The 22,780-nt window shown below is 67.7% G+C and carries 18 protein-coding genes and 1 pseudogene; 6 read left to right on the forward strand and 13 right to left on the reverse strand.

All coding sequences use genetic code 11. The annotated features are described in order from the left end of the window. Positions 1–78 precede the first annotated feature (78 nt). The 4 genes from ASE50_RS06545 to ASE50_RS06560 all read left to right on the forward strand — a co-directional run bounded on the left by ASE50_RS06545 (position 79) and on the right by ASE50_RS06560 (position 5,231). Positions 79–354 (forward strand): metal/formaldehyde-sensitive transcriptional repressor, encoded by a 276-nt coding sequence (locus ASE50_RS06545; protein WP_056397367.1) that lies wholly within the window; start codon positions 79–81, stop codon positions 352–354. Positions 355–368: 14 nt separating this feature from the next. Next, complete coding sequence (gene dmeF, locus ASE50_RS06550) at positions 369–1,310, forward strand: CDF family Co(II)/Ni(II) efflux transporter DmeF (RefSeq protein WP_056397686.1); 942 nt, start codon at positions 369–371, stop codon at positions 1,308–1,310. Positions 1,311–1,455: 145 nt separating this feature from the next. Then, positions 1,456–4,092: a TonB-dependent receptor gene (locus tag ASE50_RS06555; protein ID WP_056397370.1), complete on the forward strand. Its 2,637-nt coding sequence runs from the start codon at positions 1,456–1,458 to the stop codon at positions 4,090–4,092. Further along, positions 4,092–5,231, forward strand: a complete 1,140-nt coding sequence (locus tag ASE50_RS06560) for a Ca2+-dependent phosphoinositide-specific phospholipase C (protein ID WP_056397373.1) — start codon at positions 4,092–4,094, stop codon at positions 5,229–5,231. The genes ASE50_RS06555 and ASE50_RS06560 overlap by 1 nt, the downstream gene beginning before the upstream one ends. Before the next feature lie 97 nt (positions 5,232–5,328). Here the strand turns inward: ASE50_RS06560 and ASE50_RS18195 are convergent, their stop codons facing one another. Beyond that, positions 5,329–8,172: an MHYT domain-containing protein gene (locus tag ASE50_RS18195; protein WP_082438852.1), complete on the reverse strand. Its 2,844-nt coding sequence runs from the start codon at positions 8,170–8,172 to the stop codon at positions 5,329–5,331. A gap of 147 nt (positions 8,173–8,319) precedes the next feature. Between ASE50_RS18195 and ASE50_RS06570 the strand changes: the two genes are divergently transcribed. Beyond that, entirely contained in the window at positions 8,320–8,727 is a 408-nt protein-coding gene (locus ASE50_RS06570) for a response regulator (RefSeq protein WP_056397376.1), read from the forward strand. A 96-nt stretch (positions 8,728–8,823) separates the two neighbouring features. Here the strand turns inward: ASE50_RS06570 and ASE50_RS06575 are convergent, their stop codons facing one another. The 10 genes and pseudogenes from ASE50_RS06575 to ASE50_RS06620 all read right to left on the reverse strand — a co-directional run. After that, on the reverse strand, positions 8,824–10,485 hold the full coding sequence (locus ASE50_RS06575) for a carboxylesterase/lipase family protein (protein ID WP_056397378.1): 1,662 nt from the start codon (positions 10,483–10,485) through the stop codon (positions 8,824–8,826). A 62-nt stretch (positions 10,486–10,547) separates the two neighbouring features. Beyond that, a complete protein-coding gene (locus tag ASE50_RS06580) occupies positions 10,548–10,829 on the reverse strand; it encodes a hypothetical protein (protein WP_056397382.1) in 282 nt (93 codons plus the stop codon). A gap of 158 nt (positions 10,830–10,987) precedes the next feature. Further along, positions 10,988–11,995, reverse strand: coding sequence for a class 1 fructose-bisphosphatase (locus ASE50_RS06585; RefSeq protein WP_056397692.1), 1,008 nt, complete (start codon positions 11,993–11,995; stop codon positions 10,988–10,990). A gap of 174 nt (positions 11,996–12,169) precedes the next feature. Then, a complete protein-coding gene (locus ASE50_RS06590) occupies positions 12,170–13,288 on the reverse strand; it encodes a DNA alkylation repair protein (RefSeq protein WP_056397385.1) in 1,119 nt (372 codons plus the stop codon). 60 nt (positions 13,289–13,348) lie between these two features. Next, positions 13,349–14,233: a CAP domain-containing protein gene (locus tag ASE50_RS06595; protein WP_056397388.1), complete on the reverse strand. Its 885-nt coding sequence runs from the start codon at positions 14,231–14,233 to the stop codon at positions 13,349–13,351. Between the two features lie 307 nt (positions 14,234–14,540). Further along, positions 14,541–15,116 carry a class I SAM-dependent methyltransferase gene (locus ASE50_RS06600; RefSeq protein ID WP_056397390.1) on the reverse strand — a complete coding sequence of 192 codons (576 nt, stop codon included), beginning with the start codon at positions 15,114–15,116 and terminating at the stop codon, positions 14,541–14,543. After that, complete coding sequence (locus tag ASE50_RS06605; protein ID WP_235512222.1) at positions 15,113–15,751, reverse strand: PIG-L deacetylase family protein; 639 nt, start codon at positions 15,749–15,751, stop codon at positions 15,113–15,115. Before ASE50_RS06605 ends, ASE50_RS06600 begins: the two co-directional genes overlap by 4 nt. Further along, a complete protein-coding gene (locus ASE50_RS06610; RefSeq protein ID WP_056397395.1) occupies positions 15,748–16,722 on the reverse strand; it encodes a hypothetical protein in 975 nt (324 codons plus the stop codon). The genes ASE50_RS06605 and ASE50_RS06610 overlap by 4 nt, the downstream gene beginning before the upstream one ends. Beyond that, positions 16,719–17,726 (reverse strand): glycosyltransferase, encoded by a 1,008-nt coding sequence (locus ASE50_RS18200; RefSeq protein WP_082438870.1) that lies wholly within the window; start codon positions 17,724–17,726, stop codon positions 16,719–16,721. Before ASE50_RS18200 ends, ASE50_RS06610 begins: the two co-directional genes overlap by 4 nt. Before the next feature lie 325 nt (positions 17,727–18,051). Next, positions 18,052–18,687 (reverse strand): annotated as a pseudogene (locus tag ASE50_RS06620) (YjbE family putative metal transport protein); the annotation flags it as partial. A gap of 567 nt (positions 18,688–19,254) precedes the next feature. On the opposite strand from ASE50_RS06620, the gene ASE50_RS06625 reads away from it, so the two are divergent. Continuing rightward, positions 19,255–20,331: a DUF3616 domain-containing protein gene (locus ASE50_RS06625; RefSeq protein WP_056397397.1), complete on the forward strand. Its 1,077-nt coding sequence runs from the start codon at positions 19,255–19,257 to the stop codon at positions 20,329–20,331. Between the two features lie 5 nt (positions 20,332–20,336). On the opposite strand, the gene ASE50_RS06630 is transcribed toward ASE50_RS06625, so the two are convergent. Further along, a complete protein-coding gene (locus ASE50_RS06630) occupies positions 20,337–21,329 on the reverse strand; it encodes a DUF1080 domain-containing protein (protein WP_056397701.1) in 993 nt (330 codons plus the stop codon). Between the two features lie 107 nt (positions 21,330–21,436). Then, complete coding sequence (locus ASE50_RS06635) at positions 21,437–22,738, reverse strand: serine hydrolase domain-containing protein (protein ID WP_200909517.1); 1,302 nt, start codon at positions 22,736–22,738, stop codon at positions 21,437–21,439. Between the last annotated feature and the right edge of the window lie 42 nt (positions 22,739–22,780).

Here is a 22,780-nt window from a genome sequence, read left to right on the forward strand (position 1 = left end):
GTATCCCCCTATACTATACGGCCCGTTGGCACCAGCGAGAAGCTGTGCCCTGCCCGACCGGCCGCGTGAGGAAAGAAAATGGCGCATATCAACGATCATCGCGAGGCGCTGCTCGCCCGCGTGAAGCGGATCGCGGGGCAGGTCAACGCGGTCGAACGGAAACTGGAAACCGACGCCGACTGTGCGGAAGTTCTCCACCTTGTTGCCGCCGTACGCGGCGCGGTGAACGGCCTGCTCGACGAGATCATCGTCGAACACTTAGAGGCGCATGTCGCCGACGACCGGCTGTCGGCTGAGGAACGCCGCAAGGGTGCCGACGACCTGATGACCGTCATCCGCCGGTACGCCAAGTGAAGGGGCCGACCGCGATGCTGCCCGATACCGAACACCTCCGGCACGACCATGTCTTCCTCGGCGCGGCGCACGATGCGAACGCGCGCCGGACGGTGTGGGTCGTCCTGCTGACCGCCGCGATGATGATCGGCGAGATTGCCGCGGGCTATCTCACGGGATCGATGGCGCTGCTGGCCGATGGGTTCCACATGGCGACCCATGCCGGCGCGCTCGGCATCGCGGCCGCCGCCTATGCCTATGCGAAGCGTCACGCGCACAGCAGCGCCTATAGTTTCGGAACCGGCAAGGTCGGCGACCTTGCCGGTTTCGCCTCCGCCATGGTCCTCGGGCTGGTCGCGCTGGGGATCGGCGTCGAATCGATCCTGCGCCTGTTCCAACCGATCGACGTCGCGTTCGGTGAGGCTACATGGATCGCGGCGCTCGGCCTGCTGGTCAACATCGCTTCCGCCTTTCTGCTGTCCGGCGGGCATGGGCACGATCATGGACATCATCACGGTCACCATCACGGCCACGATCACCACGGCCATCATCATGGCCATGGCGGCGACAACAATATGCGCTCGGCCTATGTCCATGTTCTGGCGGATGCGTTGACGTCGGTGCTGGCGATCGCGGCCTTGCTCGCGGGACGTTATCTCGGCTGGATCTGGATGGACCCGGTCATGGGGATCGTCGGCGGGATCGTGATCGCACGCTGGTCGTGGTCGCTGATGCGCGATACCGCCGGGGTCCTGCTCGACCGGACCGACGACCATGTCGCGCAGGAGGTCCGGGAATGCGTCGAAATCGGCGACGCGAGGATCGTCGACCTCCACGTCTGGCGGGTCGGACCCGACGCACGTTCCGCCATCGTCAGCGTCGCCGCGACGGGCAATGTCGACCCCGGCGAGATCCGGCGTCGGCTCCAGCCCGTGCACGAACTCGAGCATCTGACCGTCGAGGTAACGTCCGTCTGAAGGGCGGTGCCGGCCACCGTCGCTCGCGCCCTTCATTTCAGCCTGCAAATAATCTGACGCGGCTCCGTCACCAAGGTGAAATGGACAGCGGTTAGCGGCCCCGAACAGGACGGTACGCGATATCCGCCGTCCAAAGGGGAATTGCATGTTACCGTTTCTGCGCCTGCTTCGCGCCACGACCGCGCTTGCCTTCGTCGTCGCCACGCCGTTCGCCGCCCATGCGCAGACCGCCGAGAGCACGGCCGGAACCGATCCGGAGGCGGATGCCGAAATCGTCGTCAACGGCAGCTATGCGCGCAGCCTGTCGGCGGCGATCGAGACCAAGCGCCGCGCCGCGTACGGCGTCGATTCGATCAATTCGACCGACATCGGCAAATTCCCGACGCAGAACGTCGCCGAAGCGTTGCAGCTGATCCCCGGCGTCGCCATCACTCGCCCGCGCGGCGAGGGGCTGTACGTCAGCGTCCGCGGTCTGGGACCGCAGTTCCAGAACACGCAGCTCAACGGGCGCAGCGTCGCGCTCAACGACCTGATCGAAAATGGCGGCGCGCAGGGACGGCAGTTCCGGTTCGAAATGCTGCCCGCCGAATTCACCGCCAGCATCGACGTCATCAAGACGCCGACCGCCGACATGGTCGAAGGGGCGCTGGGCGGCAATATCGACGTCAAGACCTTCCATCCGCTCGACACCGGCAACACCACGACGATCAACCTGCGCGGCACCTACACGTCGCAGACCCATGACGTCCGCCCGAACATGACCGCGCTGACCAGTGCCAAGAACGATGACGGCACCTTCGGCGTGCTGGCCGGCGTGCAATATTGGGGCAAGACGGTCCGCAACGATCGCTTCATGAATTTCGGATGGCTGCTGAACCGCTACACGGCGGCCGGCGCGGGTGGCCTTGCCGCCGGGCTGTATTCGCCGACGCGCACCCGCCCGACCGTCGAGACCGAGGACCGCAAACGCGTGTCGGGCATCGTCTCGGCGCAGTGGCGGCCGTCGCCCGAACTGGAAACGACGCTCGACATCCTCGCGACGCAGCTCGACGTCGCCTATGACGAATTCGGCCTCGATATCTATCCGGACGATTCGGGGACGTCGGTCGTGCCGGGGTCGGCCGTGATCGAAGGCGACACGCTGGTCGCCGCGACGATCAACCGCGCCCGGTTCATGGCGTCGCGCGAATACAGCCTGAACCGCCACGACCTGCTGACCATCGGGTTGAAGCAGGTGTGGAATCCCGACCGCTGGCACCTGTCGCTGAACGGCAACTGGTCGAGCGCGCACAGCTATCATCCCGATTATCGCCGGGGCACGGTGCGCAGTCGCGCCTTCTTCAACGGGCCGCTCACCTATGATGCGCGCGGTGGGTACAAGGTCATGCCGACCTTCACGACCACCGTCGATGTCACCAATCCGGCCAGCTACGCCCTCTACCCGTTCAATATCGCGCCCAAGGACAGCAAGGACTGGGACAGCTATGTCCGCGGCGACGTGGCGCGCGATTTCGATGGCTTCCTGTCGAAACTGGCGGCCGGCGGCGAATATCACTGGCGCAAGCGGGACTATTTCCGGCGCGACTACAACGTCAATCCCGCCAGCGGCACCCCGCTCGCCGTCCTGGGCGGCGGCGGGTATGAGGCGATGCCGTACGACGATTTCCTGAAAGGCGTCGACGGCAATGCCCCGCGCAACTGGCTGGTGCCGGTGACCGAGGCGTATCTCGCACGGTTCTTCACGCCTGCTGTCGAAAATAGCGCCCTGACGCTCGGCGATCGCCGGTCGTCGTTCGTGGTCACCGAAAAGATCGCCGCCGCCTATGTCCGCGCCGATTACGACTTCGGCGTCGGCGGCGTGCCCATCACCGGCAATATCGGCGCGCGCTATGTTCACACCGATCAGGTGTCGAGCGGGACGCTGACCAGCGGCACGACCTTCACGCCGGTTAGCTTTCCCAAGACGTTCAATAACGTCCTGCCAAGCTTCAACCTACGCGCCGAGCTGCAGCCGACGCTGGTCGCGCGCTTGGCGGCCAGCCGGGTGCTGACCCGGCCGAACGTCACCGACACGGCCCCGCGCATCACGGTGTCGACCGATGCCCCGACGGCAAGCGGCGGCAATCCGGAACTCGTTCCCTTCCTCGCCACCCAGGTCGACGGGTCGCTTGAATGGTATTTCGCGCGCACGGGCATGTTGTCGGGCGCAGTATTCTACAAGACGCTGGACGATTACATCACCCAGCAGAATACCGAGATCACGATCCCCGGCCGTGGCCTCGTCCGCCTCGCGACACAGGTGAACGGCGGCCGGGCCAAGGTATATGGTGCGGAAGTGGCCTATACGCAGGTGTTCAGCTTCCTGCCCGCGCCGCTAAATGGTCTCGGGATGCAGGGGTCGTACACCCACACCTCGGTACAGGCGGAATATACCGCGGGATCGCGGACGATCCGCGACCAGCTGCTCGGCCTGTCGAAGAACAGCTTCAATCTAGTCGGCTTCTACGACAACGGTCCGGTATCGGCGCGCCTGTCCTATGTCTGGCGCGACAAATATCTCTCGGGCACCGGCAGCACGACGCAGGCACCGACCTATGTCGATGCGTTCGGCTCGCTCGACGGCAATCTGTCGCTGCGCGCGAACGATCAGGTGACCGTCAGCCTCGAAGGGATCAACCTCGCCGGGGCGCGGCAATATACCTATAACGACAGCAAGGCCCGGTTCGGCGAGATCAACTATTACGGCCGGACGATCCTGTTCGGCGTGCGCACCGCGTTCTGATGCGCATCGCCGCCCTGCTGGCTGCCGCCGTCGCCTGCACAGCGGCGGCCCCGCGCCCGCCGCTGCGGATGAACGACGTACAGGTCGTTGGCTCGCACAACAGCTTCAAGCGCCGCATCCCCGGTGCGGTGATGGCGGCGATCCGGACGCGATCGCCGGCGGAGGCCGATGCGCTGGATTATGACCATCTGTCGCTGACCGCGCAGCTTGATCGCGGCGTACGCCAGCTCGAACTCGATATCTTCGCCGACCCGGCGGGCGGGCGCTATGCCGACCCCGCCGGCGAACGGCTGGCAAGGGCGGCGGGCGAAGCGACCGGGTTCGATCGTGCGGCGATGCTGCGGCCGGGGTTCAAGGTGTTCCACATTCCCGACGTCGACTATCTGTCGGGCTGCGTCACCTTTCGCCGGTGCCTGAAGGAAATCGACGACTGGTCGCGCGCGCATCCGCGCCATCTGCCGATCATGATTACGATCAACGCCGCCGACCGGCCGTCGGGACGCGCCGGGATCACCGATCCGCTCCCGCTCACCGCGCCGCTGCTGAACGCGCTGGACGACGAGATCCGCACGACGCTGGCACCCGGCAGGATCGTCACGCCGGACGAGGTGCGCGGGACCGCGCCGACCCTGCGCGACGGCGTCCGCACACAGGGCTGGCCGATGCTGGATCGCACGCGCGGACAGCTGTATTTCGTCCTCGACGTGCGGCCGGAGGTCGGCGAGCTCTATCGTACCGGCCACCCTTCGCTGCGGGGGCGTCCGATCTTCGGATGGTATGACACCGCCACCGCCGAAGGGGTGGTGCAGATCGTGCAGGACCCGCTGGTCGACGGGGCCAGAATCCGCGACTGGGTACGGCAGGGCGTGATCGTGCGGACACGCAGCGACCTGCCGACCACCGACGCCCGTACCGGCAGCCACACCCGCGCCGAGGCAGCGGCGGCGAGCGGGGCGCAGGCGGTCAGCACCGACTATTATCCCGGTGCGCCCCTGCGGTCGGGAGTCGACTTCAAGGTGACACTGCCCGGTGGCGTCATGGAGCGGTGCAATCCGGTGTTGCGGGCAGCGCCCTGCTCGCTGTCGCAAGGCGGGGTGGCTGCGAAGCGTGAACCCGTCCACACGGCAGGACACCCGTGATCCCATAACCGATCACGCTTGGGGGCGGGAAGGTCGTATTTCCGCCCCGAAGTGATCTGCTGCCGATCGGCTCGTCCCCACTAAGGCTGCGCCGAAATCAGACGCCGGCAGGCACCTCGGCCGTCATGCGAACCGACTGTGCCTCGCGAAGACCGGCCGCCAGTTCGTCCTTGCGGAACGGCTTGCTCAATCGCGGCAAGGCCGGGTCGAGCCCCTCGATATCGGCATAGCCCGATACGAGAAGCGTCGGCGTTCCCGGCCGCAGCGTCCGGATCCGCCGGATCAGATCGGTCCCGCTGATGCCGGGCATCAAATGGTCGGTGACGACGAGGTCGAAGGGCCGGCCTTCCTCGACGAACCGCATCGCGGCTTCGCCAGACTCGGCTTCGATAACGGCATAGCCGAGGTCGGACAGCATCTCGGCGGTGCTCATCCGCACCAGCCGCTCATCGTCGACCACTAGCACCACCCCCGATGCGGTCGTCGGTGCGATGGCGTCCGGCACCCGACCGGCTTCGGCCGCCGTCGCGCTCTGCGGTAGCCACAGTTCGACATTGGTGCCCAGACCCGGGCTGCTCTGGATGGTGAGCGCCCCGCCCAGCTGCGAGGCAAGGCCATGGACCATGGACAGGCCCAGCCCGGTCCCCTTGCCCACCCCCTTGGTGGAAAAGAACGGTTCGATCGCCCGTGCCTGCGTTTCGCTGTCCATCCCCAGCCCCGTATCGGCGACCGACAGGCGCAGATAATGGCCGGTCCGCAGGTTGGCGCGATGCGCCGTCCGGTTCGATTCGCGGCTTGCCGAAATGCGCAGCGTGCCACCGTCCGGCATGGCGTCGCGCGCATTCACCGCAAGGTTAAGGATCGCCATTTCGAGCTGGTTCGGGTCCGCCTTGGCCGGCGGCAGATCGGCCGGGGCATCGACGATCACCCGGATCTGCGGCCCGGTCGTGCTCGCCACCAGGTCCCCCATGCCCTCGATCAGCGCCGCGACATCGACCGGCACGGGTTGCAGCGGCTGCCGCCGCGCGAACGCCAGCAGCCGTTGCACCAGCGTCCGCGCACGTTCCGCCGATTGCACCGCGCCGTCGATCAGCCGCCGCTCACGCTCGTTGCCCAGCCCCTTGCGCTGCAGCATGTCGAGGCTGCCGAGGATGGGGGTGAGCAGGTTGTTGAAGTCGTGCGCGACGCCGCCGGTCAACTGGCCCATCGCCTCCATCTTCTGGCTTTGACGCAGCGCCGCCTGCGCCTCCTCGCGCGCGCGGATCGCCGCGTCGACCCGCGCCTCCAGCGTTGCGTTGAGCTCGCGCAGCGCGTCCTGCGCCTCCCTGCGCGCGGTGATCTCCAGCGCGGTGCCGGCCACCCGGATGCAGTTGCCCTGATCGTCGAAGATACCGCGCCCCTTGGCCGACACCCACCGGATGACGCCGTCTTCCCGGCCGATGCTCCGATATTCGACGTCGTAATACGCCCGTCGCGCGGGATCGGTCGCGGCGGCGAACGCCTGCGACGTGACGTCGCGGTCGTCGGGGTGCAGGCCGTCGTAAAAGTCCTTGAGGGTGACCGGCGTATCGGGGGCGATGCCGAACATCGCCTTCGTACGCGGTGGCCAGATCAGCTCGTCCGCGACCAGATCGACGTCCCAGAAGCCGACATCGGCGTTGTCGACGGCCAGCCGAAGCCGCTCCTCGCTCGTCCGAAGCCTTGCCTCCGCCCCGATCCGCTCGACATGCACCCAGCAGCGATCGGCCACCTCCTTGACCAGCTCGATCTCCTCGACGGTCCACCGCCGCGCGCGATCCTGATGGACCGCCATCATCGCGGCGAGCCGACCGTCCTTGATGAGCGGACAGCAGATGATCGCGTTGATGCCGATCGCGTGAAACATTTCGCGCCCGTCGCCCGGACCGATGTCCACAGCGATGTCGCGCAGGACGATCGGCGATCCGGACCGGAGCGCCGCCGCCGCATCCGGCCCGAAGCGATCGAGACTGTATTCGCCGGCCGAACTGTCATGCTCGGGGGCCGTATAATCGCTGCGGATCCAGAAGCGGTCGCCATCGGCATGCACATCGGCATAGGCGCAACGCGAAGCGCCGAGCACGGTCCCGAGCGCGGTCGTGGCGATGGTCATCGCCTCCGTCGCGCGGCCGGCGACGAACAGCCGATCGTTGAGATCGCTGAAGAAGCGGACGCGCGTTTCCCGACGCGCCATGCCCCGCAGCACGCGCTCCAGTTGCACCGCCGCCAGCGCCAGCAACAGCACGATCAGCGTGACGAGGCTGATCGCCGTGGCCAGAAACGCCGGATGCAGACCCGTCACGCCGCCTGCGGCGACATCGGGCGCGTGCGCCTGCGTGAACGTCGCGGCATACATGCCCGAATAGTGCATGCCGGCGATTGCCATGCCCATCACCACGGCGGCGATGGCGCGGCGACCGACCTGCTGGTCCCGCGTCGCGAGCCGGACCGCGCCGGTGGCGGCACCGATCGCGACAATGACCGAGATCGCCACCCATAACGGATCGTAGCGGACGATGGCCGGCATCCGCATCGCCGCCATGCCGACATAGTGCATCGTCGCGACACCCGCACCGATCAGGACGCCCGCGACCAGCGTCCGGCGCGTCGTCGGTGCCGACCAGTCGATCAGCGCAAGGCCGCCGCCCGTAAAGCCGATCGCGAGCGCCAGCGAGACGAGGGTCGGCACGAGGTCGTAGCGCACGACCATGCCCGGCATGCTGAAGGCGAGCATCGCGACGAAGTGCATCGACCAGATGCCGCCGCCCAGCGCCGTCGCCGCGCTGGCCAGCCACACGCGCCGGGCACGATCCCGCGACTCGCGAACCCGTCCGGCGAGGGTGAGCGCGGTGAAGGCGGCGATGATCGCGACGATCGTCGACAGGATGACGAGATATGAATCATGAACGCCGTGAAGGACCATGGCGATAACGATTTCACACGTCCCGGCACTTCGCAACCTCGGCGGCGATCGGCCGGTTCAGACCCGTTGCCATGCGCCCGACGACCGCCGTGCCCGGAAACGACGTCGGCGATGGAAACTCCGATGGTCCATGGCGGTTGAACCGTCATGACCCTGTCCACCGTTCCCTATGCCATCGTCGTCGAGGACGACCCGATCATCATGATGGAGACGACCTATATCCTTGAGGATGCCGGGTTCCGTGTTCATGAAAGCTTCGACGGCGATGAAGCGGTCGTCCTGCTTGAGGAACATTGGGAAAGTACGGTGCTCCTGTTTTCCGACGTCGACATGCCGGGATCGATAAACGGTTTCGCGCTCGCGCGACAGGTCGCGGTGCGGTGGCCGCAGATCGAGATCGTCATCGCGTCCGGTCATGTCTCCCCCGCCGAAGGCGACATGCCGGAGCGGGCGACGTTCATCACCAAGCCGTTCAACCAGCGCATGGTGCATGAACATCTCAACAAGATCCTGCCGGACGACAAGAAACCCGAGCCGCTGAAAAAGGCGGTGTAGGCGGGGCGGGACGCCGGCAACGCGGCGGCAGTCTTTCGCGCTGGCCGCCGGCATCCGTGCACCGGCGACCATCGCACCCTCGCGCTGTTCGTCCCCCTACTTCTTGACCGGCACGGTCGCGAGATCGCGGTCGATCGTCGCCAGCAACGGGTCGGTAAACTGGTCGGGCAGATAGGTCTGCAGCCCGTACAGCGTCGTGCCCCGCGCCATGTCGAGCTGCGGGTTCTTCAGGAACGCCGGCACATGCCGTTCCAGCACCGCGCGGGTCGCGGGATTGTCGAGCAACTCGCCGATCGGCGTCGTCAGCGTGGTATAGCGCCCCGATGCCTTGGCGGCCGCCAGTGCCTGTGACAGGCGGTCGATGTCCGCACCCCACGGGTCGCGCGCGACCACGACCTTGCCGTCGGCGGCGAAGTCGGCGAGCGTGTCGCTGGCACGGGTATAGCGCGGCCACCCCGGCAGCCCGCCGCCGTTCGGGTCGCCCCGCTTGACGAAATTGCCGAGGTAGCCGCTCATCGCCCGACCCACCCCTTCGTCCTTCGCGGTCGTCTGCGCACCATATTTGATCCGGGTGTTGTCGAAGAAATAGGGGATATCGGTCGCGTGTTGCGCGCCGCCCTGCCCGACCGAATCCGCGACATAGGAAAAACGATACTCCCAGACGGGCACGCCCTTGTCGGCGATCATCGCCGATGCCTCGCGCCCACCTGCGATCATGAAACCGCTCTTGCCGCCGATATCGGCGCTGGTCGCCCCGATCATCATCGGCACCCGCGCGAAATTGCCCTGTTCATAGGCCTTGCGCAGGTCGACCACGACCTTGCCGTCGACGAACGGCCCCGAATTGGTCGGTGCCGCGCCCCGACCCGACATCTGCGCCATGTTGAGACCGTCGAGCACGTCCTCGGCCGACAGCGCGCGCAACCGTTGCAGTGCGTCGGGGGCGGCGGGATCGATCCCCTTGGTCTTTGCAAAATTGCCGCCGATCTTCTCGACATCCGCCAGCGTGTTGGGGCTGAACGCCTTCGCATCGCCGCCCGACATCACCACCGCCTTGTTGAACAGTCCCTTCGCCTCGGGTGAGGTAACGAGCGCATGGACCGAGATGCCGCCGGCGCTCTCGCCCGAGATGGTCACGTTCGCCGGGTCGCCGCCGAATGCCGCGACGTTGCGCTTCACCCATTGCAGCGCCGCGACCTGATCCATGATCCCGTAATTGCCCAGCCGCCCGCCATCGGCGTTCTGCGCGGTCAGTTGCGGCAATGCGAAGGTGCCGAAGCGCCCGAGGCGGTAGTTGAAGCTGACGAATACCATCCCCTTCTTCGCCATGTTCGCACCGGCGTAGGTCGGCGGCGATGCGCCGCCGTTCACGAAGCCCCCGCCATAGATCCAGACCAGCACCGGCAGCTTGCCCTTCGCACCCGCCGGGCGCCAGACATTGGCGTAGAGGCAATCCTCCGCCGGGGTGGTGCCGAGCGGGGCGGCGTCGCTCGGGAACGGCTTCTGCATGCAGTCCGAGCTATATTGGGTCGCATCGCGCACCCCGGTCCATTTCGCCGCCGGTTGCGGCGCGCGCCAGCGTAGCGGGCCGACCGGCGGGGCGGCGAAGGGAATACCCTTCCAGCTTTCGACGCCATCGGTGGCCTGACCGCGCACGGCACCGTCGACGGTACGGACGGTCGGACCGGCGGGCTGCGCGGCGGCGGGGATGGCGGTCAGGGCAGTGGCGACGATCAGCGCGTTGACGATGCGGTTCATCGGGCAGGACTCCGTAGACGAGGGGATGTTCGCGAAACGAGCGGCGGCGTGGCGGGCGCGCATCATGCCGGTGCCTCGATATCCAGCGCCGGCATCGAACCGCCCGGCACCGTGCCAACGGCGTCGAGCGTCAGCGAGCGGGTGACGCCGCTACCGAGCGCGCAACGCCGCGCCGAACCCAAGGCTGCGCTGATCCGGCCCAGAGCGGCATCGGTCCTTACCTCGAAGCACGGGACCGCAACGATACACATGCCCGCGACCGGTACGACCGGCGGCGCTATGCCCCCGGACAGCATCGCGGCAAGCAACGCCACGATCGCAACGAGCCCGATCGGTGCCAACATCCCCGCCCCCTTTTACCGGGGGGTCGGTCCGCTACCCGCGGCGTCCGCCCCCCTTGCCCAACGGTATCGACGCACAGGCACGAGAAGGGAAGCGGTATATTGCGATCGACCGACCCCTATCTTACCGGAATCGTTCCGACAATCGTCCGTATGAGTACCTAGCCGCCGGTGCCGCTGGCGACATCCACTTCATACGCATCGCCGATGACGACCCCGACCCGCTGGTGCAGGCCCTCCGGCTCGATATCGAGGATCGACCGATAGCCATCGGTCGCCTTCCCGCCGGCCTGTTCGATCAGCATCGCCATCGGGTTCGCCTCGTACAGCAACCGCAGTCGTGCCTTGCCCGGGTCGCGATGGTCGGAAGGGTAGAGAAACACGCCGCCACGCTTCAGGATGCGGTGGATGTCCGCGACCATCGATGCGGTCCAGCGCATGTTGTAATCGACGCCGCCCGGCCCCTCGGACCCCTGGATGCGATCCTCGATATAGCGGGCGATGTCCGGCGACCATTGGCGGCGGCGCGCCATGTTGATCGCGAATTCGCGGGTGCCCGCCGGAATACGCATCCGCCCGTCGGTCAGCCGCCACGAACCGACTTCGCGGTCCAGCGTGAATTCGAACACGCCGTCGCCGACGGTCAGCACCAGCAACGTCTGCGGCCCATAGATCGCATAGCCCGCCGCCACCTGCTCGCGCCCGGCCTGCAGGAAATCGGCCTCGGTCACGTCGCGGCCGGCGCAATCCTCGGGCGCGCGCAGCACCGAAAAGATCGTTCCGACCGACAGGTCGACATCGACGTTGCTCGACCCGTCGATCGGATCGAACAGCAGGAGATATTCGCCCTTGGGATAGCGGTTGGGGATGCGGTGGATCGTCTCCATCTCTTCGGACGCCATGCCCGCCAGATGGCCGCCCCATTCATTGGCGTCGAGCAGCAGTTCGTTGGCGATCACGTCCAGCTTCTTCTGGACCTCGCCCTGCACATTCTCGCTGCTCAGCGCGCCGAGCACATCGCCCAGGGCACCCTTGGAAATCGCATGGCCGATCGTCTTGCACGCGCGCGCGACCGTTTCGATCAGCAGGCGCAGCTCGGCCGGGCAGCTTTCCGCATCGCGGCGCTGCTGTTCAATCAGAAACCGTGACAAGGTGATGGCCGGCTGCATCGCCGGCGGTTCGGGGTTCGTCATTCAGCTTCCTTTCGTCGTGCCTGCCGCATTCCAACCATGGCAGGCATCCGTTGCGCAAGCGCGACAGGTCGGAAAGAAAGGTGGCGGCCCTGTTTGCCGGAACCGTCGCCCAGTCCGAAAGGGACCATCGGCCCGCAATATGGCGTTTGGCTACCGACCAACCGTTCCGCCCTGGTCGACCAGATCGAACCACGCGGTGGCGCATGTCCGGCCGTTGACGAGCAACTCGACCATATGGCGTCCCGGATAATGCCGCCGCGTGCTGAAATCGCGGATCATCTGTCGCGTCGTCAGCGTCGCCACCGCGTTAGCCGACAGATCGAACGTCTTCAGCTTGAAGACCTTGGACGCGATCTTGCCGCGTGGCCGGGCATAGTGGACCCGGTAGTCGACCACCACGCGCTGATCGATCGACGCGGTCGATTGCAGGCGCACGTCGATGGCGATCGGTTCGCCAAGGCGGATCGTCGCGGGTTCGATCGCGAACCGATCGACGGCGACCTCGGCATCGTGGCTGGCACCGATCCGTTCGAGCGCGGCCGGATCGCCCTGTTTCACCAGCGTGCGCAGCGCGTGGCGGATGATCCATGCCGTATGCGGATCGTCGCCCGGCCAGCGCGAAACGTGCGCGACCAGCCAGTCGGGTCGATCCTTGCCGATGTCGTTCAGATGGTTCGCGACCGATTTGCGGACATAGGCGCTGGGATCGGCCCGCAGCGCATCGAGGATCGGCGCGGCCAGCGTCGGGTCCTGCCGGAACGCAGCAATGCGCGTGCCCCATGGCAGGCGCGGACGGCTCCCCTCGCTGGCCAGACGACGGACATGCGCGTCGTCGTGCCCCGCCCAGCGACGCATCGTGCGCAGCGTGCCGTCGATATCCTGGGCCAGGAACGGCCGGATCGCGAATTCGGCGCTGCCGAAGCGGGTCAGGTCGGCCAGCGCTGCCAGCGACCGGTCGGCATCGGCCAGACCATATCGCGGCACATATTCGGTGATCGCCATCGCCTGAAACGCATGGGTCAGGCGCGGTGCCATGGCGCGCAATATGTCGAGCGCCGCCGCATATTCGGCGGGCAGGGCGGGATGCAGCGCATCGGCGATATGGCGCACCCGCTCCATGACCGACAGCGCGTCGAGCCCGGCCATGGCGGCGGCGACGAACGCCTCGCGATCGAAGCGCGGTGACGCTGCGACGCCGGCATCGGCGATCGTCGCGATCGCGCCGGGGCCGAGCAGGTCCTTGAGCAAAGGGGACGTCGTCCGGGACATGGCGGCTCCACCAGCGGTATCCGCCATGCCGTACCCGTGCGCCCGCGCGCACCGCAAGGGTCAGGGCGTCAGGCGGAAATAATAGCTGTAGGTTCGCGGCGTGCCCGCCACCACGACATTGCTGATCGTCACGTCATAGGTCGTGTTCGCCGCCAGACCCGCCACGCTCCATTGCAGGTTGTTCGACAGCCCGTATCCGTCATTGTCATAGGCGATATTGCCCACGGTCAGCGCCGCGCCGTCGCGTGCCTTGATCACGATCGCCGCGTTGGCGAAACGAACCTGCGCGTTCGCGCCGAAATTGCGGCTCTTGTCGGCGATGACGGTGAACGACAGCAGCGCGCCGTTGGCGAAATAACGGGTGGGGTAATCCTGATACGGATAGGCCACGAAATCGGGCAAGGGACCGGCGGTGTTCTGGGTCGTGTTGATGACCTTGATCGACGCCCCGTCGGCGCGCCCGCGAATGGCTTCGTTCCCGGCGACGCGACCATAGGCGATGCTCGACAGGAACGGATAGAGCAGCCAGCGGCGATGCCCGATATTGTTGGCGATCAGGTTGTCGACGTCGGTCAGGAACCCGATCATGATGTCGGCATCCTGCGAATAGCGCAGGCCGGAGCCATAGCCGAGATAGATGTTGCTCTGTCCCGCGGCGGTCGCGCCCGCGCCGGTATAGCATTTCCAGTCGACCGGCGGCGTATGGCTGAGCTGGCCATTGGCAGCCATCATCAACGCCGACTGCATCGACGCCGCTTCCTCGGCAGTCGAATAGGTGACGGAAGGCAGGCCGTGACGGGCCCGAATATCATTCACCACCGCCAGCACCCGCACCCCCACCGCCGGTTTCAACTGCCCCGTCTGGCAGGCGGCGATGTTGGGGGTGGCGGTATAGAGTTGTTCGACCGAGGTCGCGAAATCCGCGCCGGCGGCCGGTTCGCGCACGGTCGCGACAGGGGATGGCGTCGGGGTCGGCGTAGGTGTCGGAGCGGGGGTGACGGCGGGCGCGACGATCGTTCCACTGCCGGACGTGCTACCCCCGCCACAACCCGGAACGAGCGCCAGCAGCAGCAGCGGCGCGACCCGACGAAGGCGTTGCCGGCGACCCGAGCCGGAGTCCGCAGGAAAAATGGAATGCATCATTCAAAGTCCTGCTGCGGCGATAACGGCACGATTTCCCCTGGCTACGTCGGACCGGGTTGCACTTCGGTAAACGCCGCGCACACCGGCAAAGCGTCCACGACGGGTGCGATCAGGCCCGGATACAGGCGAGCACCGCCCAGCGGCGGTTGCGGTGCACCGGGCGTACCCGCCAGCCGCAACCGGTCGCGTACAGGAACTGCCGGTGTAGCGAGGCGGCATGCTGCGCGAAGTCGTGAAAGTCGATGCGGTGATGCGCGAGGACCAGCGTCCCGCCCGGCCGCAGCACGCGGGCGACATCGCGCGCGGTGCGCCGCATCGCAAGGGAGGAAAGATAATAGAGCAGCTCGGCGACGACCACGCCGTCATAGGTCGCGCGCGGCAGTCGCCCCGGCACCGCGAGCCGGATCACGCGGGCGCGCGCCGTCCCGGCCAGCGCCTTCGCCACCAGCGTCGTTCCCGCCGCCGTCGCCTCGGTCGCATCGAGGCGCAGCGCACGCGGCGCGATGGCGACGCTGTTCGACCCGTTACCCGCCGCCAGTTCGAGGATGCGCCCCCATGGCCCCGGACCGATCGCATGCAGGATCGCCTGCCGCTTCACCGCCTCGTCGCGGTTGCGAAAGGTCTGCCACGGGTCGGGATCGGCGGCGAAGGTCCGTTCGAACCCGTCAAGGGTGATCGCCCTCATCGCCGCATCGCCGCAAAGACTTCGCCCGGACGGCTGAACGCGGCAATCTGTGCGGTGGTGAGGGCGAAGCCGTTCGGATCGTCGGTGATCCGTCCCGTCTGGGTACGATAGCGGCGGATGGCATGCCGCTTGGCAAGGCGTTCCTGCGCGGTCAGCGGCATCGGCCGGGCGGCGGGCAGGCGCTGCCCGGTCGGCCATACCGGATAGGCGAGCCAGCGGACGCCGTGCGCCGGTCGCGCGGCGGCGGCGACGGCGCGGTGGTCGGGATGGTGGTCGCGCGGCGACGGGGCCAGCGCCAGCACCGGTCGCGGCAGGGTGGCGAGAGCCCGCGCCACGGCCCGGCAGATCGCGCCACCATGCGCGGCGACATCGCCATCGGGCAGGTCGAGGAAAGTAATGACGCGGGCGGTCACGCCGATACGGTGCAGCGCCATCCGCGTCTCGCGTCGCCGTTCACGCACCAGTCGCTCGCGTGGCCATGCCGTGCTGCCGCGATGCGATCCGGCACCGTCGCTGACGATCAGCACGCGGACCGGCACGCCGCGCCGACGCATCCGCGCGATCAGGGCATGGCCGCCGATCGTCTCGTCATCGGGATGCGGCGCAACCATCAGCAGCCCGCCCGGCCGGATCACAGCGCCACCGTCAGCGTACCGGCGGCCACCGCCGCACCGACCAGCATCCGCTGCGCATCGGGGCCCGGCTGCCGCAGGTACATGGCAAGGTCGGTGATCCGCGCGGACAGCGGATGGTCGTGGAACAGCGCGGCGACGCCGACCGCCTCCTGTGCCACCGCGATCGCTTCCCCCCCGGCCGCATAGACGGCGGCGCGCGCGGCGGCCACGGCGGGCAGGCGCGTGGCATCGTCCGCGAACCATGCCGTCGCCGCCGTTCGCACCGCCCCGGCCGCCGCCTCGCCCAGCGCGTACAACCGGGCGAGCCGGCCCGTCTGATGCGGATCGGCGGCGCGGCCGGTCGTCACCAGATGATCGCGGACGCCATCGACAATGCCGACGACACCGCCCGCCTGCACTGCCGCAAAGCGCAGCGCACCGCCGCTGAACCATGGTTCGCGGACATAATCGCCGGGCGCACCGATGCGGTCGTCGGGCGCGATCGGCGATGCGGCCCAGCGCACGATGTGCGTTTCCGAACGCTGCATGCCGACCACGCGCCAGAAGCTACGGTCGATGGTGGGCGGAACGCGGGCGAGGTCGAGGAGCAGCAATTGCCGCCCGCCCGGCGCATCGACGCTGACCAGCGCATGGCTGAGAACCCCCGCGCCCGACGCGAAACTCTTGCCGCCATCGATCCGGTCGCCGTCGAGCCGCAGCCCGTCGCCCGGCAGATCGGCATTCCAGACACCCAGCGCCCCGCCGTCGCGCAGGATCGCGGCCAGCCGGGTACGCTGCGCCGCACTGCCATAGCGCGACACGATCTGCGCGGCATCGACATGGCCCTCGAACAATCGCCCGAGCGGCAGGTCCGCGCGCCCGACGCGGTAGAGGAGCCGCAACAGGGTGAGCAGCGCCGGCGCATCGGCGGGATCGGCCGGGTCGCCCAGTTCGGTGGTCAGTCCGGCGATCCGGTCGCGCAGGTCGCTCACGCCGCTGCCGCCGGGGTAGCGGTCAGCGCCGCGAGCGCGGCTTCGGCGGCGACGAACGGAATGTGGCGCATGCCGCCCGGCGGCACCGGCACGACGCGCATCGCGAACGCCTCCGCATTCGGGCAGTCGCGGGCGACGCCGAGCAGATGGTCGCGATCCAGCCCGACCTGCGCGCTCAACGCGACGAAATCGCCTCCCGCAAAGGCCCGGCGGGCGGCGGCGTGCAGGCGATATTGCCATAGCTGGTCGGCGGGATGCGCGACGCTGACCGACCCCAGACCATCGCGATCGAGATCGCACAATGTCGTCGCCAGTCCGCCGCGCACCCGCCCGACCCGCCGGTCGGAGGTATGGACGATACTCGCCGCATCGCGCCGCACGCGCAGCCCGGCGCGCGCCGCGTCGTCGACCAGTCGCGCATCTTCCCCCCGCGCCAGGGCCACGAACCCGCCGAGCGCGACATAGGTGGTGGCGCGCAGGCCCATATTGGCCCCGCTGGCATGATGATGGACGGCGGGTGCCTCCCACGCGACCGGATCGATCCGGCGGCGCAGCGCGTAGAGGTTGGCATAATGACGTTCGATCCGGTCCTGATCCGGATTGCCGCCCCGGCCGCTGCGGACCACATCGCCGACGACGAGGTCTGCCTGCTCCAGCGCCGCCGTCATTGCCGTTACCCAATCGGGGGCGGGCAGGCTGTCAGCATCGGTGGTCAGCAGGATCGCATCCCCCTGCCCCACGCTCGCCAGCCCCAGTCGCATCGCCCGGTCGCGTGCGCGGCCGGCATTGGCAGCGGCGCGATCGACGATCCCGACGATCAGCGGATGGCGACCGGTCGCACGATAGGCGGCGATCGGACCCTCGCTGGCGTCGGTGCAGCCGTCGAGCAAGAGGCATAGCGTCAGCGCGGTTTCGGGCGGGACGATCAACCGGTCGAGTGCCGCGAACAGGCGCGGCAACCGCTCCGCCTCGTCACGCGCCGGGATGCAGATCGCGACGGACACGACGGTCAACGGCCCCCTCCGCCGCGCTGTGTCGCCGGTCCCGTCTCGTCCTGTGCTACCATGTCGCTGTCCCCGCCGGTGATCCGATGCGATGGAGGGAATGCCCTCCAGACGATTGATATCGCTAGGGTAACGAACGGAGCGCGGTCGGTTCGGTTCCGCTATCGACCGATCGGCGACGGGTGGCACCCGCCGCCGTCCGGCTCAACCGAACAGTGCCAGAATACCGCGCGACGGATCGACCAGCCCTTCGTAGATCATGCGGCAGGCGACATAGACGATGACGGCAAGGCCGATATAGGCGACCCAGCGATAGCGTTCGATNGCCGCGCGACGGATCGACCAGCCCTTCGTAGATCATGCGGCAGGCGACATAGACGATGACGGCAAGGCCGATATAGGCGACCCAGCGATAGCGTTCGATCACCCGCGCCAGCCCGTTGGCGGCAAGCCCCATCAGCGCGACCGACAGGATCAGGCCGACGGCGAGGATGCCGGGATGCTCGCGCGCCGCGCCGGCGACCGCCAGCACATTGTCGAGGCTCATGCTGACATCGGCGACCGCCACCGCCCATGCGGCACTGGCGAAGCTGCGCGGGGCAGCGGCCTTGATCGCGCCGTGCTCGCCCGGCGTATCGTCATGATCGCGCAGTTCGCGCCACATCTTCCACGCTACCCACACCAGCAGCAGCCCGCCGGCAAAGACGAGGCCGGTGAGCTGCAACAACTGCGTCACGACCAGTGCAAAGGCGACGCGCAGGACCAGCGCCGCACCGACGCCGATCAGGATCACCTTGCGCCGCATGTCGGCGGGCAGGCCGGCGGCCAGCGCGCCGACGACGATCGCATTGTCGGCGGCCAGCATCACGTCGATCAGCACGACCTGCGTAAAGGCGGCAAGCGCGGACGGACTGCCGATATTGGCGAAGTCCGCGACGATATGGTTCCAAAGTTCGGTCATCGGTTCAACTCATGCAGGAAAGGCGAGCAGGATCATACCGTCAAACGGCAGGCCCCATGCAGACGCCCTGAAAGGATCGGCGTGCACCGCTGATGGTCAACCCGGCCGATCACCGCAAGACCGGATATGCACCCGGTATGGCATGCGAAGGGGGAGTGCCGGAAGCGATGCCGCAGGAACGGCGGGACGCGCTCGGACGAAATGTCTGCGAAAATGCCCAACTGCAAAAATGCCCAACAGCGCACCCCCGCGCAGGCGGGGGTCCAGAGTTCCAGGCGCAAGCCGTTGTTCTGCTTACCTCTGGACACCCGCCTTCGCGGGGGTACGGCGAGTTTCTGGCTCAGCGTACGACGTTCGCAAGGGTCTCGCTTACGCCAGGATAAAGGCGCGGTCTGGCTCCGTTCGGCATTTTCACCGCGGTCCGATGAAAGCGGGAATTGCAATCGCGGCCGACGGCCGTACCCTTCGGCCATATCGTCCGGTCGGGCCGGGGGCTCGCCCACCTTCCGTCCGGCACGACCATAGCATGGCTTTCGAGGGTTTGCCGATGTCCGATCCGTCCACGCCATGGCCCGCGACCACCCCGCCATCGGGCACAGAACGCCTGATCCTGAATGCCGAACGCGGCGACGCCGACGATCCTGCGCTCGACCTGTCGGCGGCGGCGCGGCATGGGCAGACGATGTTCTCGGCAGCGACGAGGGCGTCCGGCTCGAACGGCTGATCGGCGATGGCGAGGGTGGCTGGGGGCAGCATCGCCGCTTCCCGCTCGACGCGATCCTCGACCTCGACGCGTCGGGCGAGGCCGATATCGAGGGGCTGGCCGAGGAGCATGGCTGGCTATGGGTGCTGGGATCGCATGCCCGGACCCGGCCGAAGATCGGCAAGCAGGGCGACGACCGGATCGACCTGACCCAGTTCGCCACGCTGAAGAATACCCGGCCGCGCTGCCTGCTCGCGCGCCTGCCGCTGGCCGCCGACCCCGAACTGGACGGCGCGGTGCTGCCGGTGCGGCGCGACGGCGATCGCCGCGCGGGGATGCTGCGTCAGACAAAATATGGCAACCGGCTGTCGCGGCTGATGCAGGAAAGCGCGCTGCTGCGCCCCTTCACCCGCATCGCCGCCAAGGAAGGCGGCGTCGATCTGGAGGGGATCGCGGTCGCCGGCAACCGCATCGCCATCGGCATGCGCGGTCCGGTGATCCAGACCTATGCCGTGCTGCTGGAGGTGGAGGTCGTGCCGACCCGGACCGGTCGCCTCAAGATCCTCGGCCCGATGCACATCCGCCTGCTGGAACTCGACGGCCTCGGCATTCGCGACCTGAAGCGCGACGGGGCCGACCTGCTGATCCTCGCCGGCCCGACCACCGGGCTGGACGGGCCGTGCGCCGTGTATCGGTGGACGGACTGGCTCGGCGATCCGCCCCGGCATGACCAGATCGTGCGGCGGCACCGGCCGGACCGAATCATCGACCTGCCGTTCGGGCGCGGCGACGATCATCCGGAGGGGCTGGTGCTCCTCGACCTGCCGGAGGGGCGACGCGACCTGCTGGTCATCTGCGACAGCCCCGCCGCCGCGCGGATCGACCGGACGACGCACAGTGTCCGCTGCGACCGCTTTCGCCTGCCCGACCGGGATGGGTGACCCGATTACCCACCCACCACGATGCGTGGCAGCGTCCGGATCGGCTCGACGGTGATCTCCCGAAACCATGTCTCCGCCCCCTCCGACTGGAGCTGGATGCGGCCATGGGTGAGCGGTTGCCGGCGGCCATCGGCGGCGATGGTGGCGAGGTCGCGGACTTCGGCGACGGGCACGCCGTTGACGACATGCACCGCGCGGTCGCCGACGACGTACAGGTCGATCGTGTTCCATTCGCCGACCGGCCGTTCGGCATCGGTCGCCGCCTCGACATTCCAGGTCGGGGTGCCGTTGACGATATCGATCGTGCGCCCGCCTGCGCGATAGCGAAGGTGCGGCGCGATCAGCGACGGGTCGAAGCCGACATCGGTATGCCCGCGCAGCTTCGGACCGACCGCGACGATCATCCCGGTCGACCCGGTCATGATCTCGAACTCCGCCGATGGCTGCCAGGTGCCGAACACTTCGCCGGGCGTCCCGTGCGTATGATAGAGCAGGCCGTTGTTGCGCGGCTGCGTCTCGCGCGGGGCATAGGTCTTCGCGCCCCATTTGAAGCGCAGGCGCAGGTGATAGTCGCGCAGGTCGGCCCGGTGGACCAGGCTGCCCCATGTCTCGCCCCTGACCCAGATCGCCGGGGTGCCATCGATCATCCGCACGGCGAAATCGCCGCTGGTATCGCGGCTCGTCCCGACCGGCTTGTCGGGTGGGTTGCGATAGGTCAACGCCGGATCGGCATAGCCGAGCCATGGCTGCCAGTCCTTCAGCGTCCGCCCGTCGAACAATGCGACCTTCCTGCCCGCCGGCTTCGGCAGGTCGACCAGCGTCAGCCGTTGCGGCGTCGTCGCCGGTTCGCCGGCGATGGCGCGCGCGGCTTCCTTACTATTCTGCGCCACCGCCGGACCGGCCAGCGACAGCGCCACGGCAAGGACGATCCGCCCGCCGCGCACCTGCCACCCCGCCGGCACGCCCGATACCCGTATCCCAGCAACCAGCCCTGCCATGCGACCCACGATCATCCCCCCGCTCACCTTATTTCGTTACCGCTACCATAGGCGGCGGACGATGCTTGGCAAGGGTATGAAATCGTTCGCTATCTCCAGCGCATGTCCTATTCGAGCGCCTGATAGATCAACGCGCGCAGCTTGCCATGGTCGTCGATGCTCCCGGCGGGCAGCAGCTGTGTCATGTACACGACGGTCAGCCGCTCGACCGGATCGACCCAATAGCTGCTGTGATAGGCACCGCCCCAGCCAAACTCGCCGACCGATCCCGGCTCCCCCGCCTTGCCCAGATCGGTGCGCAGGTTGAACCCCAGGCCGAACCCCTTGCCCGGTTCATAGGGAATGTCGACCAGCTGGTCGCTGACCATCAGCTCGACCGTCTTGCGCCCGAGATAGCGCCGACCCTCCAGTTCGCCGCCACGCCGGAGCATTTCGAGGAAACGGCTGTAATCCGCTGCGGTCGACAACAGCCCCGCCCCGCCCGACAACGCGACACGCGGGCCGCGCAGATATTGGCCCTGCCCGACATGGCCGCCGCCGTTCCACACCCCCGGATCGGGGTTGCGCCGAACGCCGGCCGGGTCGGCAGCATAGACGGCGGCGAGCCGCCCCGCCTTGGCCGGCGGCAGGTAGAACGACGTATCGCGCATCCCCAGCGGTCCGATGATCCGCGCCTGCAGGAACGCGTCGAGCGGCTGCCCGCTGATCTTCTCGACCAGCACGCCCAATATGTCGGTGCTGTAGCCATAGACGAATTTGGTGCCCGGCTGCTCGGCCATCGGCAGCGCCGCCATGCGCGCCACGACGTCCGCGACCGGTTCGTTGCGATCGGCGAAATACCATCCGTAGATGCCGGCGTCGCGCCACGCCTTTTCGCCCGCTCCCCCACCATAGGAGATACCGGCGGTGTGGGTCAGCAGGTCGCGGATGGTGATCGCGCGCTTCGCCGGCACGACGTCGTAGCCACCCTTGTCGTTGGCCACCGCGACGGTCGTCTTGCCCCATGCGGGCAGGTATTTGCCGACCGGATCGGACAGCAACAGCTTGCCGTCCTCCATCAGCATCAGGATGGCGACGCTGGTCAGCGCCTTGGTCTGCGACGCGATGCGGAAGATCGCATCCTGCCGCATCGGGTCGCGCGCTTCCTTATCGCGCCAGCCCACCGCATCGGCATAGACGGTGCGGCCATCCTGCTGGATCTGCACGACCGCACCGGCGATGCGCCCCTGATCGACATAGGCCTTCAACAGCGATGACAGCCGCGCGAGCCGTTCGGCGGATAGGCCGGGTGCCGGCCGGACATGCGCGGCAGGCCGCGGTTTCGGCTTCGCCTCGGCGGCGGGGAGCGCCGGTAGCGCGGCAAGCAGTGTGGCGGACGCGAGCAACCGGCCCCAGAACGTCATCGACATATCCCCTCCCGAACGTTTCCACCCCCAATAGCGGAACGCACG

Source organism: Sphingomonas sp. Leaf5, from assembly GCF_001421155.1.
GTDB lineage: Bacteria > Pseudomonadota > Alphaproteobacteria > Sphingomonadales > Sphingomonadaceae > Sphingomonas.

What these genes read in the sequence shown, in the direction of transcription:
- ASE50_RS18195 (WP_082438852.1), bottom strand. Translation starts at nt 8,172, where the DNA reads ATGGTCCTTCACGGCGTTCATGATTCATATCTCGTCATCCTGTCGACG.
- ASE50_RS06600 (WP_056397390.1), bottom strand. Translation starts at nt 15,116, where the DNA reads ATGAGGGCGATCACCCTTGACGGGTTCGAACGGACCTTCGCCGCCGAT.
- ASE50_RS06575 (WP_056397378.1), bottom strand. Translation starts at nt 10,485, where the DNA reads ATGAACCGCATCGTCAACGCGCTGATCGTCGCCACTGCCCTGACCGCC.
- ASE50_RS06545 (WP_056397367.1), top strand. Translation starts at nt 79, where the DNA reads ATGGCGCATATCAACGATCATCGCGAGGCGCTGCTCGCCCGCGTGAAG.
- ASE50_RS06635 (WP_200909517.1), bottom strand. Translation starts at nt 22,738, where the DNA reads ATGTCGATGACGTTCTGGGGCCGGTTGCTCGCGTCCGCCACACTGCTT.
- ASE50_RS06590 (WP_056397385.1), bottom strand. Translation starts at nt 13,288, where the DNA reads ATGTCCCGGACGACGTCCCCTTTGCTCAAGGACCTGCTCGGCCCCGGC.
- ASE50_RS06570 (WP_056397376.1), top strand. Translation starts at nt 8,320, where the DNA reads ATGACCCTGTCCACCGTTCCCTATGCCATCGTCGTCGAGGACGACCCG.
- ASE50_RS06585 (WP_056397692.1), bottom strand. Translation starts at nt 11,995, where the DNA reads ATGCAGCCGGCCATCACCTTGTCACGGTTTCTGATTGAACAGCAGCGC.
- ASE50_RS06560 (WP_056397373.1), top strand. Translation starts at nt 4,092, where the DNA reads ATGCGCATCGCCGCCCTGCTGGCTGCCGCCGTCGCCTGCACAGCGGCG.
- dmeF (WP_056397686.1), top strand. Translation starts at nt 369, where the DNA reads ATGCTGCCCGATACCGAACACCTCCGGCACGACCATGTCTTCCTCGGC.
- ASE50_RS06580 (WP_056397382.1), bottom strand. Translation starts at nt 10,829, where the DNA reads ATGTTGGCACCGATCGGGCTCGTTGCGATCGTGGCGTTGCTTGCCGCG.
- ASE50_RS06555 (WP_056397370.1), top strand. Translation starts at nt 1,456, where the DNA reads ATGTTACCGTTTCTGCGCCTGCTTCGCGCCACGACCGCGCTTGCCTTC.
- ASE50_RS06630 (WP_056397701.1), bottom strand. Translation starts at nt 21,329, where the DNA reads ATGGCAGGGCTGGTTGCTGGGATACGGGTATCGGGCGTGCCGGCGGGG.
- ASE50_RS06625 (WP_056397397.1), top strand. Translation starts at nt 19,255, where the DNA reads ATGGCCCGCGACCACCCCGCCATCGGGCACAGAACGCCTGATCCTGAA.